Source organism: Enterobacter cloacae complex sp. 372C4, from assembly GCF_050030615.1.
Taxonomy (GTDB): domain Bacteria; phylum Pseudomonadota; class Gammaproteobacteria; order Enterobacterales; family Enterobacteriaceae; genus Enterobacter; species Enterobacter intestinihominis.
In genome coordinates this window covers 216683-231350 of the sequence record NZ_JBLGUQ010000002.1, presented here as the reverse complement: position 1 = coordinate 231350, position 14668 = coordinate 216683, and the positions used below count along the sequence as shown (strand labels likewise).

Here is a 14668-nt window from a genome sequence, read left to right as displayed (position 1 = left end):
TAGTTTTAATGTTTAATCTAATTATGGGCGGAGAACCTGACTATTTTGAACATTGGCCCATGTATGAACGGGTTAGTGGGAGTTGTGATTTTCCTATATCACGTATGTTAGAAGGCACCTCTGATGACATCCGGTTGAAGTTAACGCCTTTGAATGATAAAGCATTATCTTATATTGAGAAATTACCTACGCTTTTTATGTCAGAACTTTATTCCCGAGACAATGTTGAATACATTACTTTGCGACTTGGTGTAATTTCAAATCTACGAACAGTTAACAAAAATGTTGAGTTTGATTTCAGAATCACTCACTCACAAGATGATGTCGTAGTGATAAACAAAGAGTTATATCAAACAGCTTTAGAATTAGGTGCATATGGGCTGAAACGGACTCACTGGGGAATAAAAGCACGTGATTTAAATCAAACATTAGCACTTCTAAATATAACGACAAGAAGTACACCACTTCCTCCTACTGAAGCACTTCCTGATGAAGTTGATAACTACCCAATAATAGATAATGTTCAAAGTTTCATGGCGCGTGTTTTAGAACAAGATCATGAAGAAGATGCAGAAATATTTTATCGTGGACATTCTGATGTATCTTACGAGTTGGCTCCATCAGTTTTCAGGAAAAACAAAAAAGGTAACTTCAAGCATTTGCACAGTGAATCAAATTTAGGGAAGGTGCGAATAAGCGGGGAAATTCTTCTCGGCTGACTCAGTCATTTCATTTCTTCATGTTTGAGCCGATTTTTTCTCCCGTAAATGCCTTGAATCAGCCTATTTAGACCGTTTCTTCGCCATTTAAGGCGTTATCCCCAGTTTTTAGTGAGATCTCTCCCACTGACGTATCATTTGGTCCGCCCGAAACAGGTTGGCCAGCGTGAATAACATCGCCAGTTGGTTATCGTTTTTCAGCAACCCCTTGTATCTGGCTTTCACGAAGCCGAACTGTCGCTTGATGATGCGAAATGGGTGCTCCACCTTGGCCCGGATGCTGGCTTTCATGTATTCGATGTTGATGGCCGTTTTGTTCTTGCGTGGATGCTGTTTCAAGGTTCTTACCTTGCCGGGGCGCTCGGCGATCAGCCAGTCCACATCCACCTCGGCCAGCTCCTCGCGCTGTGGCGCCCCTTGGTAGCCGGCATCGGCTGAGACAAATTGCTCCTCTCCATGCAGCAGATTACCCAGCTGATTGAGGTCATGCTCGTTGGCCGCGGTGGTGACTAGGCTGTGGGTCAGGCCACTCTTGGCATCGACACCAATGTGGGCCTTCATGCCAAAGTGCCACTGATTGCCTTTCTTGGTCTGATGCATCTCCGGATCGCGTTGCTGCTCTTTGTTCTTGGTCGAGCTGGGTGCCTCAATGATGGTGGCATCGACCAAGGTGCCTTGAGTCATCATGACGCCTGCTTCGGCCAGCCAGCGATTGATGGTCTTGAACAATTGGCGGGCCAGTTGATGCTGCTCCAGCAGGTGGCGGAAATTCATGATGGTGGTGCGGTCCGGCAAGGCGCTATCCAGGGATAACCGGGCAAACAGACGCATGGAGGCGATTTCGTACAGGGCATCTTCCATGGCACCGTCGCTCAGGTTGTACCAATGCTGCATGCAGTGAATACGCAGCATGGTCTCCAGCGGATAGGGCCGTCGGCCATTGCCCGCCTTGGGATAAAACGGCTTGATGACAGCGGTCATATTCTGCCATGGCAGAATCTGCTCCATGCGGGAGAGGAAAATCTCTTTTCGGGTCTGACGGCGCTTAGTGCTGAATTCACTATCGGCGAAGGTGAGTTGATGACTCATGATGTCCCTCTGGGATGCGCTCCGGATGAATATGATGATCTCATATCAGGAACTTGTTCGCACCTTCCTTAGTCCGTGAAGCCCTAACAGCAAGGCCAACTGAGTTTGTTGATGATAAAACAATGCTAGACAAGTTAGTAAGGATGCAACACTACGGACTACCAACTCGTTTGTTGGATATAACATCAAATCCACTAATCGCTCTGTATTTCGCTTGTTGCGACATTAGTAATAATGAAAATACAAATGAGGTTGATGGACATGTTATTATTTTCAAAACAAAAAGGGATCGTATAAAATTCTTTGACTCTGATACAGTAAGTTGCATATCAAATATATCAATGCTAAGTCAAACACTGAAAGATCAGCTGGATTGTAAAATGGACAAGGAGGCTTTCAATAAAACTGAAGCTTGTCAAAAACTCATACATTACATTAAAGATGAAAAACCTTATTTTAAAGATGTAATTATACCATCAGATTTGGAAAGGTTAATTTTCGTTAAAGGAAGAAATAATAATGAAAGGATGTCATCACAGTCAGGTGCATTCTTATTATTTGGGAATAATGCTGTTTATCCCGATTTAGTTTCAAACCCTGATGATGCTATGCAAGAGTTTAAAGTAGAAAAAATAGTGATCAGAAACAAAGCTAGAATACTTAAGGAACTCGCAAGGTTAAACATTACAGATGCGACAGTTTATCAAGGCATGGAAAGGACAATGAAACTAATTGCGGCCAAATTTTCCGCAGGAGATTGATCTTCATGTGGTTTTTTGACACACTAGCCTGTCGCTACTGGCATTGGTCCCTTGTATGCTAAGCATATGAACTCTGGTGTGTGTTGGACAGGAGCAATTAACCAGTCGTATAGTAAAATTTGAATGTAAAAATATAAAACAAGGAGTTGAGAATGAACCCCATTACTTTGAGTGAAATGAGTGATGAAGATGAAGAGGTAAAAATCATTTCTTCATATGAACCTCAAGATGATGAGATTGCGATCGTTTTTGATAGTTCAAAAATTACTGGAGGTAATGCACTGGATTTTTTCCAGTTCACCAAGCAATCACATTCTAATGTTAAAGTGTACGGAGATTCTAATGGTGTTTCGTACCTGCAATTAAACAGTATAACGTTAGCGTTAGGCACTTTCTTTGCCACATCAGTAATGATACCTTTTTTAGTAAATCTTGTTTCAAATTATATTCAGAAAAAAATTGATAACTTTGGAACTAGAGATATAGACGTTAAAGTCTCTATAATTAAAAAAAATAAATCAGGAAAACATGTGAAATACACTGTTTCTGGAAAAGTAGACGATGTTTTAAAAGTAATTAACAAAATCAAATAAAAATCTATATAGATATTATGAATATTCACGAAAAGTTAAAGCGTTGGATGTGTATTACTCAAGAAGATAGTGCTATTCTTGATTATCTTAATGCTGAGTTAAAAAAAGCTCAATCCTTGAGCTTGAATAATGAATCAAACAGATTGTTTTTATACAAAACAATTTTACTAGCCCATTTAAAATATATTCAAGTCATTAATTTACTTACAAGAGGTGATTTTTATGAAGCATGGGTAGAACTTGAAAGGATAGAAATAGATTTAATACATATTAAAGAAAATAATGAGTTTCTGCCTGAGGTTAATTTCTATGGTGTTAACTTCTTAGCGAGAATGGTATGTAATTGGCAGGCGTTATTCCCATATAAAATCTTCGGTAGTTCTCGTGAAATAATAAAAGAAGTGAAATGTTCAGTATGTAATACAACCCGTAGTTTTATTAATGATTGTGGTCATGTTAAAAATAAACTTTATAATGGAGTTCTTTGCTTTGATGAAGTGATCGATTTTGAATTAATTACTTATGACATAGTTAGTAATCCCGTTAACAAATGTAGTGTTTTTTTCTCCAATGATGGTGATCATTATAACTATTCAACTTTAATTAGTGTTGTCAAATACATACAATCCCCACATCAAATTTTCAATATTACGACCTGGAGATTTAAGGCGAAAGAACATGATGGAGTATTATCGCCAGAAAATATTTGTCCATGTGGAGATTCTTTAAAAAAATATGCAGATTGTTGTTTGCCACGTAATGGTATTTATAAAAAACATATAGATATTTGGTTTCCCTTCCCGTTGAATGTAGAACCTATTTAGAACCAGATATTCAATAACTAAAGATCCCGTTGACACAGATATTTCCATATTAAGATGTTTTCGTTATATTTTTATTCCAGTCTTTCATATTTAACTTTTGCTTTATTAATTGGTTGAGTGGGATAACGCAGCAGTCACATTAATATGATTACATAGGCTGAAAGTGCCCTTTCTATCTTGCACAAAGAGGTGACATTTTAAACTTGCTTTGACATAAGTTGTAGTAGCAAAGTTGTAATGTCCGATAATGGCTAAGTTAAGATGTCCGGCGTGTATAATCAAGTAAGGATTACCATGACGGCTCTCGCAGCGGAGTTTTTCACATTGGATGAAGTTAACCGACTCAAAATCATTCAGGATGTCATCGACCGGCGTCTGACAACACAAATGGCAGCTCAGCGGCTTGGTATCTCCGACCGTCAGTGCCGTCGTCTGCTTGCGCGTTATCGTGAAGATGGTCCGATTGGCATGACCAGCCGCCGTCGTGGTAAATCCAGTAACAACCAGTTGCCTCAGGGACTGGCCGCATACGCGCTGAACATTATTCGCGAACGCTATAACGATTTCGGTCCGACGCTGGCCTGTGAAAAACTGTCTGAGGTGCACGGTGTTCATCTTTCCAAAGAAACCGTCCGTAAGCTGATGACTCAGGCCAGTCTGTGGGTCCCACGTAAGCAACGTGCGCCAAAAATTCAGCAACCTCGTTACCGCCGTGCCTGTGCCGGTGAACTCATACAAATCGACGGCTGCGACCACCACTGGTTTGAAAATCGGGGACCTAAGTGTACGGCACTGGTTTACGTTGATGACGCAACCAGTCGTTTAATGCAGCTTCTTTTCGTGAAATCTGAGTCTACTTTCACCTATTTTGAAGCGACCCGGGGCTATATTGAAAAACATGGCAAACCGCTTGCGCTGTACAGCGACAAAGCCAGCGTATTCAGGATCAACAATAAAAATGCAACCGGCGGCGACGGCGATACCCAGTTTGGCCGTGCGATGCATGAACTGAACATTCAGACCATTTGTGCAGAAACCAGTGCTGCCAAAGGCCGCGTTGAACGGGCGCACCTGACGCTTCAGGACCGACTGGTCAAGGAGCTCAGGCTCCAGGGCATCAGTTCCATGGAAGCTGCGAACGCATTTGCCGAAGAGTTCATGAACGATTACAACCGTCGTTTCGCAAAAGCGCCTCGCCAGGCGTTTGATGTTCATCGGGAACTGGATGTCGATGACGATCTTGATATGGTATTTAACTGGCGTGAAGCTCGTAAAGTGTCGAAATCACTCACAGTGCAATACGACAAAGTCCTTTATCTGATTGAAGACAGCGAATTCAGTCGTCGGGCGATTGGTAAATACATCGATGTCTGGCATTACCCGGATGGACATAAAGAGCTCCGGCTTAATGGCGTATCACTTCCCTACTCCACCTATGACAAGCTTTCTGAAATCGATCAGGGGGCCATTGTGGATAACAAACGTCTGGGGCGGGCCCTGGAAATGGCGCAGCTGGTCCAGGCCGAGCGGGATAATAACCGGTCGCAATCCGTACCATCCGGAGACGGCCCTTCTCGCAGGCGTAAAGCTCCCACGACGAAGAAATCCCAGCGTTCCCTGGATCAGGACGATATGTTCAATGCCCTGGTGAAACTTCAGTCACGCTCTGAAGAGATATTTGGGAAGAAACCGATTTAAAGCCCGGTAATCCATCCGGGCATGCCTGGCTGTCAGATTTTGGCCTGATTGACCCGTGCCGCGAGCTCCTGATGACTCTCTTTCCTTTCGCTGTAGCGGTCGGACAGGTAGGCTGTGTGCCCTTTCAGGAGTAACGTCATTTTGAACAACTCTTCGGTAACGTCGACAATCCTGTCATACCAGGGTGAGGGTTTCATGCGCCCTTCATCATCAAATTCCTGCCATGCCTTTGGCACTGACGACTGATTGGGGATGGTGAACATCCGCATCCAGCGGCCAAGTATCCGCATCTGATTGACCGTGTTAAACGACTGTGAACCACCACAAACCTGCATGACGGCCAGCGTTTTACCCTGGGAAGGACGAACAGCACCTTCACTCAGGGGTATCCAGTCAATCTGGGCCTTCATCACCGAGCTCATGGCGCCATGTCTTTCCGGAGAACTCCAGACCATTCCGTCACACCACCTGACCAGCTCGCGGAGTTCAAGCACTTTGGGGTGACTTTCGGGCGCATCATCGGGTAACGGCAGACCGGATGGGTTAAATATTTTCACCTCAGCCCCCATCTTTGCCAGCAACCGCCCGGCCTCTTCCGCTGCAAAACGACTGTAGGACCGCTCTCGTACTGAACCGTACAGGATGAGAATTCGCGGCATGGTTTCGTTGTTGCCCGTAAGTTTGCTGGCAAGCGCATCATCAAAATAAGCCGGTTCGATTGCTGGTAAGTCGGTCATAAAAAATCTCCATTTCATAAGCTATGCTTTAAAAGTTATCACATATGAAATACCATATGTATTGTTATTTTTTTACGAGGTTAAGCATGCTACAGCCTGTTCAGCTTTTTAAACTGCTCGCCGACGAGACCCGTTCAACTATCGTGATGCTTCTCAGGGAGTCCGGTGAAATGTGCGTCTGTGACATCTGTGCGGCAACCGCAGAGTCTCAGCCAAAAATTTCTCGCCATATGGCCCTTTTACGTGAAGCCGAGCTGGTCATCGACCGTCGCGAAGGAAAATGGGTGCATTACCGACTGTCGCCACACATGCCAGCATGGGCTGCGGGTATTATTGATACAGCCTGGAACTGTGAACGAGAAAACATACGCAACAAGCTCAGTAGCGTGGCATCTGTCTCCTGCTGATGGCGATATATATATCCGAATAAACAAATGTGAATGGAGTTTCTGATGTTACTGGCTGGTGCTATCTTTTTATTCACGCTCGTCCTGGTTATCTGGCAACCCAGAGGGCTGGGGATTGGCTGGAGTGCCTCACTGGGCGCAATTCTGGCATTGCTGACTGGCGTCGTTCATCTGGGGGATATTCCGGTGGTCTGGCAGATAGTGTGGAATGCGACCGCCACCTTTATCGCCGTGATCATCATCAGTCTTCTGCTCGACGAATCCGGCTTCTTTGAATGGGCCGCGCTGCACGTTGCCCGTTGGGGGAATGGCCGGGGGCGGCTGCTCTTCACCTGGATCGTCCTGCTTGGTGCGATGGTTGCGGCACTGTTTGCCAACGACGGTGCGGCACTGATCCTGACACCTATCGTTATCGCGATGCTGCTGGCGCTGGGATTCAGCCGGGGAGCAACCTTAGCGTTTATCATGGCCGCAGGGTTTATCGCTGACACGGCAAGCCTGCCACTGATTGTCTCAAACCTGGTGAATATCGTCTCGGCGGATTTCTTTAAGCTTGGTTTCTCAGAATATGCCGCCGTGATGGTCCCGGTTAACCTGGCCGCGATTGCGGCTACGCTGGTGATGCTGCATCTGTTTTTCCGTAAGGACATTCCCGCCGTTTACGACGTTTCTCTGTTGAAAGAACCGAAAGACGCTATACGTGATGTGAATACCTTTAAAACCGGCTGGCTGGTTCTGGTGTTGCTTCTGGTGGGATTCTTCGGACTGGAGCCGCTGGGCGTACCGGTCAGTTTGGTCGCAGCCGCTGGTGCATTGCTTCTGTTTGCTGTTGCGAAAAAAGGGCATGCCATTAACACCGGTAAGGTGCTGCGTGGTGCGCCCTGGCAAATCGTTATCTTCTCGCTGGGGATGTACCTGGTGGTCTACGGCTTACGAAATGCCGGTCTGACCCACTATCTCTCTTCCTTGCTGAATCAGCTGGCAGAGCAGGGATTGTGGGCGGCAACGCTGGGTACGGGCTTCCTGACGGCCTTCCTGTCATCAGTGATGAACAATATGCCGACCGTGCTGGTCGGGGCGCTGTCGATTGATGGCAGCACAGCGACCGGTGTTATCAAAGAAGCGATGATTTACGCCAACGTCATCGGCAGCGACCTGGGGCCAAAAATTACCCCTATCGGCAGTCTGGCAACGTTACTGTGGCTGCACGTTCTGTCGCAGAAAAATATCAAAATTACCTGGGGATATTACTTCCGGGTGGGCATTGTCATGACAATCCCCGTGCTGTTTGTCACGCTTGCAGCACTGGCGCTTCGTCTGTCTTTCACTTTGTAATGAGATACTGATATGAGCAACATTACCATTTATCACAACCCGGCCTGCGGCACGTCACGCAATACCCTTGAAATGATCCGCAACAGCGGTACAGAGCCGACCGTTATTCATTATCTTGAAACCCCACCATCACGAGCTGAGCTGGTAAAACTCATTGCGGATATGGGGATCACGGTACGAGCGCTGCTGCGTAAGAATGTCGAACCTTTTGAAGCGTTAGGGCTGGCGGAAGACCGCTTTACTGACGAGCAGTTAATCGATTTTATGTTGCAGCACCCTGTTCTGATCAATCGCCCTATCGTGGTAACGCCGCTGGGTACCCGGCTATGCCGCCCTTCTGAAGTCGTGCTGGATATTCTTCCCGATGCGCAGAAAAGCGCGTTCACGAAAGAGGACGGTGAGAAGGTAGTTGATGAAAAAGGTAACCGGCTGAACTAAACGTGTTCTTGTGACGAAGGGCGAGAGAACTCGCCCTTTTTTATTTAAGATAATCAGTGCTAACGGAGGATAAGAAGCGGTTGTTGCGTCTTTTGCAGCATTTCGGAGGTATGACTACCGATAAAGAACTGCCGCAACCTGGAATGACCGTAGGCCCCCATCACTATCAGATCGACAGCATTTTCCTCGGCGTAACGAATAAGCGCGTCCCCGACTGATTGCCCGGTAAGATGTGTTGTGCTGTTTTCTATATCCGCGTCACGTAAAATTTGCTGTGCGGTCAGCAGCTCTTCCTTCTTACCGTTTACCATGACAAGGTGGCACTCCAGCCCCCTGAGTAAGGGACTCATCGTCAGACGTTCCAGGTTACTCCTGCTTTCTTCACTGCCATCATAAGCCAGCATGACTCTGGAAGGCACTGAGTAGTTCTCCGGAACAACCAGTAGGGGTTTCTTTTGCAGACGAATAACGCTTTCCAGATGAGAGCCTACCGGATGCTGGCTACCCCGACGCCCCAGCACCATGAGACGAAGGTCGCTCAGCTCTGCCAGAACTTCATCCGGTGTACCGTGTTTTTGCATCAAAAGCACATCCGGGCTTCCCTGTTTTTGAAGCAGTTCAGCACAACTTTCCAGTATTGCTTTCCCCTGGGCCATCAGCAGGCGATTACGTTGCCCTTCAATTTCTACCAGCTCATCGGTCAGCAATTGCTGACTGTCTATGCCGAGAGTGCCGGTCAGGTCTGACACTACCGGGGTGCTGTCTTTTTCGATAACGTGCAACAGTGCTAGCTGTGATTGCAAAGTGCGGGCTGCCCACGCCGCATATTCACACACTGACCGCGTTGAAAGTGAACCGTCCACACAGGCTGTAACAGTATTATTCATAGTTTTCCCTCCAGTCTGTTAATGACCGCCCATCAGTTTTTCGACTTCTTCAGGTTTATCGTGAACACCAAACCGGTCAACGATGGTGCGGGTGGCTTCATTCATCCCACGTATTTCAACCCCGGCGCCCTCTCTACGGAACTTAATGACCACCTTATCCAGGGCGCTGACGGACGTGATGTCCCAGAAATGGGCATGTGAAACGTCTATCACCACATTCTCAATCGCTTCACGGAAATCAAAGTGGCTCGTAAAGCGGTCTGCTGATGCAAAGAATACCTGGCCGGTGACGGTATACGTCCGGCTCGTCCCCTCCAGAACTGAGGTTACACGCATGAACCGGGATACTTTAGTGGCAAAATTGAGCGAAGCAATCAGTACACCGGTCAGCACACCGAAGGCCAGATTATGTGTTGCCACCACAACCGCGACGGTGGCAAGCATGACCACGCTGGTTGAAAGGGGGTGTGTCCGCAGGTTGGCAATGGAGCGCCAGGAGAATGTCCCGATGGAAACCATAATCATCACCGCGACCAGCGCTGCCATCGGAATTTGGGAGACCCAGTTGCGCAGGAACACAATCAGGCAAAGCAGCACCACGCCCGCCGTGAGGGTTGAAAGTCGTCCGCGTCCACCGGATTTTACGTTGATAACAGATTGCCCAATCATCGCGCAGCCTGCCATTCCTCCGATAAAGGATGTGCAGATGTTCGCGATGCCCTGAGCTTTGCACTCCCTGTTTTTGTCGCTTGGCGTGTCGGTCATGTCATCCACGATAGTGGCGGTCATCATCGACTCAAGCAGGCCAACCACCGCAAGCCCCGCAGAATATGGCAGGATGATGAGCAGCGTCTGAAGATTTAAAGGCACGTCCGGGAGCAGGAAGACCGGCAGACTGTCGGGAAGTTTCCCCATATCCCCGACGGTTCGCACATCCAGATGCAGCCACATGGCAATCCCAGTCAGCACCACGATGCACACAAGCGGTGAAGGAATGGTTTTGTTGATATAAGGGAAGAGATAGATGATCCCCAGCCCTGCCGCAGTCATGGCATAAACATGCCATGTCACATTGGTCAGCTCAGGCAACTGGGCCATAAAAATCAGTATTGCCAGTGCATTAACAAACCCCGTGACCACTGAGCGTGAAACAAAACGCATCAGCCCGCCAAGCTTCAGATATCCGGCTATCAGCTGGAATACCCCGGTCAGTATGGAGGCAGCCAGTAAATACTGTAAGCCATGATCTTTCACCAGCGTCACCATCAGGAGAGCCATTGCACCGGTGGAGGACGAAATCATCGCCGGACGTCCGCCAAAGAAGGCCATAACGAGAGGAATACAGAACGCCGAGTAGAGGCCCACCTGGGGATCAACACCGGCGATAATGGAAAAGGCGATCGCTTCTGGAATGAGTGCGAGCGCGACAACAATACCGGCCAGAACGTCACCACGGACGTTACCCAGCCAGTCCTTACGCGTCGAGGACAGCAACATAGTAATTTCTCAGTTTTTAGATACAGTCAGCCCTGGAGGGCTACATTTTTACGTACGGTAAAGCACATCCGCAGACGGGATGTTATTGAGTGCGTGCTGAGGCTTGCTCAGTACGACAGAGGAAGGAAAAACTCAGGGTGGCGTAATACGCATAGCGGTTGTCAGATTCTCCATAGCGGATGTGTATATATTGTCGGCTCTGTTGTCAGGAAGAACTTACAGAACACGTCGCGTTTGAACATGAAACACTTCAAAGCAGCCCAATACTACAAATAAAGCGAATACGGGGTCAACCCAACAAGGTACTCAAACGAAGAGGTTAAGATGCGATTTTTATCCAGGAATTCAATATTATCAAAGGACATTTGAACTTTGCCCCACCCCGGACATCTCTACTTAGCTTTGACATAAGTTATTGATTCATATGTGGTTATTTTTTAACATTTACGTTTCACGTACTGATAGATTGCCTTTGAAGCCAACGCTGACCGTCATTCATCTTGATCAGGAATTTGGGCATCTTCTAAAAACACCTTTGTACGGTAATCATCTTTCCAGCCTAACCAAACTGAATCTTCACCACCGGAAGAAACAACTTTACGGTTTCCTGTGAGATTATCAGCCTGTTCTAAGCATATTGACTGCATATCAATGAGCAAATCAGCTTCTGCGACTTCCGTGCCGCCGATCGTTTCATAGCCGGAAATCAGAACAATTGCCTCAGGGTCTCTTTCGTTCAGCATGGCGATCAACTCTTTCACTTTCATTTTAAGATACCAGTAGTTTATTTGTGTGCATTGCTGATGGATTTTATAGTGCTGCCGACCTTTTTCAAGGTGCTTCCGTTGCTTCCAACGATCATGCTAACGACCTTGTTGTCTGACCTGGTATTGCCGTGGTCATCCTTTTAGAGAAATGCTCCAAAGATCAACATGGCGGCATAGGTTTTCCAGCTTGACCAATCAATCGTGGAACCAAGCAACAGATAGAATGCCAGGGCTACCAGCCCCAGCTTTACTACTAGCGCGATTATTATGGTGAAGATAGACTCATCGCGTTCGCCTTTAAGTATTTTATACCGCGTAATTAAACTGTCGTTTTTCATGTAGCATCCGTTATAGTTATTAAAGTCCTGCATTAGAAGTTGTTATTTGCCGAAGTTACCTTGTATGAGTTAACTGTGGATCCAAAAATACAAAATATAAGCTGTGCCAATTGAAAGGATTAGAAAAGCACAGTTACTAATAAAATCTACTAATGCTTGTAGCTTCTTTATTCTCACAATTGCTGGACCGTGTTCAGTAGAGGTACTACTCAGCCCTTTTGTTCTGGCACTCTCTGCTTTTCTGAAAAAATTGTAATGCAATCCTGACCGCAAGCAAAACCATGCCAAACCAGTCGTTATTACGATATTTATGTAGAAAGCATATTGAATCATTTGTTCAGTTTCGAAGCTTTCCATTGAAAACCCTTTGTTGAAATGTTGAATAAAATTATTTTTAGTAAATGTAAGCAATAAATAGAACGAATATTAATAGTGAAAGATGCAATGCCAACATCTGCTTATGATGCCTTATGAGGATTTCTTCCTTCGCATTCATTAAATCGTACATCTCATCAATATTTTTATTGCTGGTATATTCGAGACGTTCATCACGAAGTAATTTGAACTTTACCAATACGACAAGTGATTTAATAATAAAGCTCGTAAGCATAACAGTTATAGACAAAAATAAAAAATAGGCCAAATTCATATATCACTCCATGGAGATTAATAGAAAAATTTATAATAAGTAATCTCATAGAGCATTACTTGAATCTTCTTCCCATACTAAGGACTCACCGAGAAACTTAGTTAAAGATGATTTGGCATACTGTGGTTCGGAAAAAAAACGTGGGAACCAGCCGTCAAAGCTTTGGGTACCATTGTGACGATTTTCAGGCGAGACTGATAAGCGGTACCCGTCTTCGTAAGGTGAAATGCTAAATGTGTATCCATCATCTGTCTTTGAGATCAGCGTTTTGCATGTCATATGACTGTTTGCTCACAAAGTTACTTTTCTAAGATATCGAAAAGTGTGGATTAGATCATCATTCAGATAGTCTTTTCATCACAAACTTTCCTGCCCACATTATCACAATTATAAAGGTAATAAAACCGATCTGCTCCCAACGTAAATTGGTTTGCTGTTCGGAATCATCCAAATGAATTGCATAAATGTAACATCCGAAGGTAAGCGTGAGTGGAACAACAAGCATCCCTACCTTTTTAGTAATATTTCCAATAAACCACCAATAAAGAACCCAGGAAATAATAGAAGAATAAAAAATTGCTTCTGAAACTATCATATGTAACCTCTTGAATTAGTCGATGCTGTGGGTAAATAAACCCGGACCGTCAAATGATGCAATTGCAAAATATTTAGTAACCATGAATCCTTCGGTTATCTATTTCAGCCATGTATGCAGTAGGCTTTTTTAAGAGATAGATTGGTGAAACGACATTCGTTTTGACTTTATAAGCCAGAATGAAAACACCTGCGGAGCTTGCCATAAGTACCGCAAGAAGAATAGATACCGTTAACTCCTTTGGTGTTTGTATCACCGAAAGAAGAAACAATGCGCTTATGGCTGCAAAAATCCAGCAATATAATGATGCATCCATAAAACCAGCTACAACACTCGATCCAAAAAAAAACCAAAATAAACTTATTAAGATTACTGAGTTTTCATTCATGTCTGTTCCTTGTTATTACTAATTATATTATGCTTTATAGTTGACCGTCAGACTACCCACGGGTTTTGACGAACAAAGTCACGCACTCCATTTATACATGCTTTTGAGATGACTTCAAAATAAGGATGGTTTGATGGAATCATATTCCCGGTATTATCAAGAAGCATAATAGTCCCTAAAGACCGAACCAGTTGATATTCATTGAGCTTACGCTTTAGCAAAGTTTGCAATCTATAAATTGTCTCACCGGAACTGTTACCTTCGATACCTACAACAGAGACCGTACAGTTCACTTCCTGATTATCAGATTGATAATCGAACCAGTAATTTTCGTTGCAATTTCCTTTTTGCGCATGCTCAATTTTGCCAGGCCATTTTACCCATAAAGAAGAGTTGTTTTTAGATCGTAAGATCTGCTTCAGCGTTTCCAATGGATTTTTTTCATCAACCTCAGACCAGGCCGAAATAAATTCTTTCTGCATTGCCTTAGGGTCTATAACGGCAATGAAATCAAATTCCTCTTTATTGATAGAGTTGGCTCGATCTTTGAGATAAAACAGACCGAGTTTATATCCCTTTTCACTTTTCCAGTTTGCTCCCACAGGCTGATAGTCTGTATTTATAAACGGTTTGAAAGTGTGAGTGTCGGGAGAAAAAATTACTGAGGGTGCCAGCACCCGGCCTCGGTATCGTATTGGATTTACAAATATTTTTTCCCCGTCACATAACATTTCAATAATTGCTTTTGTCACAACTACTGAAATAGAAGGTCTACATGTATTTTGATTTATTTCCCCGAGGTGCGCCAAACTTCCATCCTCACTCTTCAACACCTTTGTAAGGCAAGTCGGGCAATACTGTTGATCTCTATAATAAACAGGCATGGTTAGACGACCGGAATCGTTTAGTACCAACTGAAGTAACGGATGAGGCTCTTTCATCATGG

Annotated in this window: 17 protein-coding genes; 8 read left to right on the top strand and 9 right to left on the bottom strand. The window is 45.0% G+C overall.

The window, feature by feature from the left end:
- The first annotated feature begins 8 nt into the window (after positions 1-8).
- Positions 9-719 (top strand): hypothetical protein, encoded by a 711-nt coding sequence (locus ACQG11_RS24230; protein ID WP_426728917.1) that lies wholly within the window; start codon positions 9-11, stop codon positions 717-719.
- Between the two features lie 108 nt (positions 720-827).
- On the opposite strand, the gene ACQG11_RS24225 is transcribed toward ACQG11_RS24230, so the two are convergent.
- Complete coding sequence (locus tag ACQG11_RS24225; protein ID WP_001575870.1) at positions 828-1808, bottom strand: IS5-like element IS5 family transposase; 981 nt, start codon at positions 1806-1808, stop codon at positions 828-830.
- Positions 1809-1861: 53 nt separating this feature from the next.
- Here ACQG11_RS24225 and ACQG11_RS24220 point away from each other — a divergent pair, with 53 nt between their 5' ends.
- From ACQG11_RS24220 to ACQG11_RS24205, 4 genes are all read left to right on the top strand, one after another.
- Entirely contained in the window at positions 1862-2569 is a 708-nt protein-coding gene (locus ACQG11_RS24220) for an FRG domain-containing protein (RefSeq protein ID WP_426728916.1), read from the top strand.
- A gap of 152 nt (positions 2570-2721) precedes the next feature.
- Entirely contained in the window at positions 2722-3162 is a 441-nt protein-coding gene (locus ACQG11_RS24215; protein ID WP_016239970.1) for a hypothetical protein, read from the top strand.
- Between the two features lie 17 nt (positions 3163-3179).
- Entirely contained in the window at positions 3180-3986 is an 807-nt protein-coding gene (locus ACQG11_RS24210; RefSeq protein ID WP_016239971.1) for a hypothetical protein, read from the top strand.
- A gap of 294 nt (positions 3987-4280) precedes the next feature.
- Positions 4281-5684 carry an ISNCY family transposase gene (locus tag ACQG11_RS24205; RefSeq protein WP_000125668.1) on the top strand — a complete coding sequence of 468 codons (1404 nt, stop codon included), beginning with the start codon at positions 4281-4283 and terminating at the stop codon, positions 5682-5684.
- 32 nt (positions 5685-5716) lie between these two features.
- Here the strand turns inward: ACQG11_RS24205 and arsH are convergent, their stop codons facing one another.
- Positions 5717-6421: an arsenical resistance protein ArsH gene (gene arsH, locus ACQG11_RS24200; protein ID WP_000130816.1), complete on the bottom strand. Its 705-nt coding sequence runs from the start codon at positions 6419-6421 to the stop codon at positions 5717-5719.
- Positions 6422-6507: 86 nt separating this feature from the next.
- On the opposite strand from arsH, the gene ACQG11_RS24195 reads away from it, so the two are divergent.
- From ACQG11_RS24195 to arsC, 3 genes are read left to right on the top strand one after another with little or no spacing between them, the layout of a single operon-like run.
- Positions 6508-6828 (top strand): transcriptional regulator, encoded by a 321-nt coding sequence (locus tag ACQG11_RS24195; protein ID WP_000941305.1) that lies wholly within the window; start codon positions 6508-6510, stop codon positions 6826-6828.
- 45 nt (positions 6829-6873) lie between these two features.
- Positions 6874-8163, top strand: a complete 1290-nt coding sequence (locus tag ACQG11_RS24190) for an arsenic transporter (protein ID WP_000922628.1) — start codon at positions 6874-6876, stop codon at positions 8161-8163.
- A 12-nt stretch (positions 8164-8175) separates the two neighbouring features.
- Complete coding sequence (arsC, locus tag ACQG11_RS24185; protein ID WP_000065802.1) at positions 8176-8601, top strand: glutaredoxin-dependent arsenate reductase; 426 nt, start codon at positions 8176-8178, stop codon at positions 8599-8601.
- 59 nt (positions 8602-8660) lie between these two features.
- On the opposite strand, the gene ACQG11_RS24180 is transcribed toward arsC, so the two are convergent.
- The 7 genes from ACQG11_RS24180 to ACQG11_RS24150 form a co-directional block, all read right to left on the bottom strand.
- On the bottom strand, positions 8661-9488 hold the full coding sequence (locus ACQG11_RS24180; protein ID WP_001066652.1) for a universal stress protein: 828 nt from the start codon (positions 9486-9488) through the stop codon (positions 8661-8663).
- Between the two features lie 18 nt (positions 9489-9506).
- Positions 9507-10985, bottom strand: a complete 1479-nt coding sequence (locus ACQG11_RS24175; RefSeq protein WP_000927306.1) for a SulP family inorganic anion transporter — start codon at positions 10983-10985, stop codon at positions 9507-9509.
- Positions 10986-11476: 491 nt separating this feature from the next.
- Positions 11477-11752 carry a hypothetical protein gene (locus ACQG11_RS24170; RefSeq protein ID WP_000864986.1) on the bottom strand — a complete coding sequence of 92 codons (276 nt, stop codon included), beginning with the start codon at positions 11750-11752 and terminating at the stop codon, positions 11477-11479.
- Between the two features lie 140 nt (positions 11753-11892).
- Positions 11893-12090, bottom strand: a complete 198-nt coding sequence (locus tag ACQG11_RS24165) for a hypothetical protein (protein ID WP_001371914.1) — start codon at positions 12088-12090, stop codon at positions 11893-11895.
- Positions 12091-13076: 986 nt separating this feature from the next.
- The gene (locus ACQG11_RS24160; RefSeq protein ID WP_000637193.1) at positions 13077-13334 is read right to left on the bottom strand and encodes a hypothetical protein; all 258 of its coding nucleotides are present in this window, start codon (positions 13332-13334) and stop codon (positions 13077-13079) included.
- A 73-nt stretch (positions 13335-13407) separates the two neighbouring features.
- Positions 13408-13722 (bottom strand): hypothetical protein, encoded by a 315-nt coding sequence (locus ACQG11_RS24155; protein ID WP_001005009.1) that lies wholly within the window; start codon positions 13720-13722, stop codon positions 13408-13410.
- A 47-nt stretch (positions 13723-13769) separates the two neighbouring features.
- A complete protein-coding gene (locus tag ACQG11_RS24150) occupies positions 13770-14666 on the bottom strand; it encodes a hypothetical protein (RefSeq protein WP_000975181.1) in 897 nt (298 codons plus the stop codon).
- Between the last annotated feature and the right edge of the window lie 2 nt (positions 14667-14668).

Bases quoted from the DNA above. Each gene is read 5' to 3' on its own strand.
- ACQG11_RS24230 (WP_426728917.1), top strand. From the start codon at position 9: ATGTTTAATCTAATTATGGGCGGAGAACCTGACTATTTTGAACATTGG.
- ACQG11_RS24225 (WP_001575870.1), bottom strand. From the start codon at position 1,808: ATGAGTCATCAACTCACCTTCGCCGATAGTGAATTCAGCACTAAGCGC.
- ACQG11_RS24215 (WP_016239970.1), top strand. From the start codon at position 2,722: ATGAACCCCATTACTTTGAGTGAAATGAGTGATGAAGATGAAGAGGTA.
- ACQG11_RS24210 (WP_016239971.1), top strand. From the start codon at position 3,180: ATGAATATTCACGAAAAGTTAAAGCGTTGGATGTGTATTACTCAAGAA.
- ACQG11_RS24205 (WP_000125668.1), top strand. From the start codon at position 4,281: ATGACGGCTCTCGCAGCGGAGTTTTTCACATTGGATGAAGTTAACCGA.
- arsH (WP_000130816.1), bottom strand. From the start codon at position 6,421: ATGACCGACTTACCAGCAATCGAACCGGCTTATTTTGATGATGCGCTT.
- ACQG11_RS24195 (WP_000941305.1), top strand. From the start codon at position 6,508: ATGCTACAGCCTGTTCAGCTTTTTAAACTGCTCGCCGACGAGACCCGT.
- ACQG11_RS24190 (WP_000922628.1), top strand. From the start codon at position 6,874: ATGTTACTGGCTGGTGCTATCTTTTTATTCACGCTCGTCCTGGTTATC.
- arsC (WP_000065802.1), top strand. From the start codon at position 8,176: ATGAGCAACATTACCATTTATCACAACCCGGCCTGCGGCACGTCACGC.
- ACQG11_RS24180 (WP_001066652.1), bottom strand. From the start codon at position 9,488: ATGAATAATACTGTTACAGCCTGTGTGGACGGTTCACTTTCAACGCGG.
- ACQG11_RS24175 (WP_000927306.1), bottom strand. From the start codon at position 10,985: ATGTTGCTGTCCTCGACGCGTAAGGACTGGCTGGGTAACGTCCGTGGT.
- ACQG11_RS24170 (WP_000864986.1), bottom strand. From the start codon at position 11,752: ATGAAAGTGAAAGAGTTGATCGCCATGCTGAACGAAAGAGACCCTGAG.
- ACQG11_RS24165 (WP_001371914.1), bottom strand. From the start codon at position 12,090: ATGAAAAACGACAGTTTAATTACGCGGTATAAAATACTTAAAGGCGAA.
- ACQG11_RS24160 (WP_000637193.1), bottom strand. From the start codon at position 13,334: ATGATAGTTTCAGAAGCAATTTTTTATTCTTCTATTATTTCCTGGGTT.
- ACQG11_RS24155 (WP_001005009.1), bottom strand. From the start codon at position 13,722: ATGAATGAAAACTCAGTAATCTTAATAAGTTTATTTTGGTTTTTTTTT.
- ACQG11_RS24150 (WP_000975181.1), bottom strand. From the start codon at position 14,666: ATGATGAAAGAGCCTCATCCGTTACTTCAGTTGGTACTAAACGATTCC.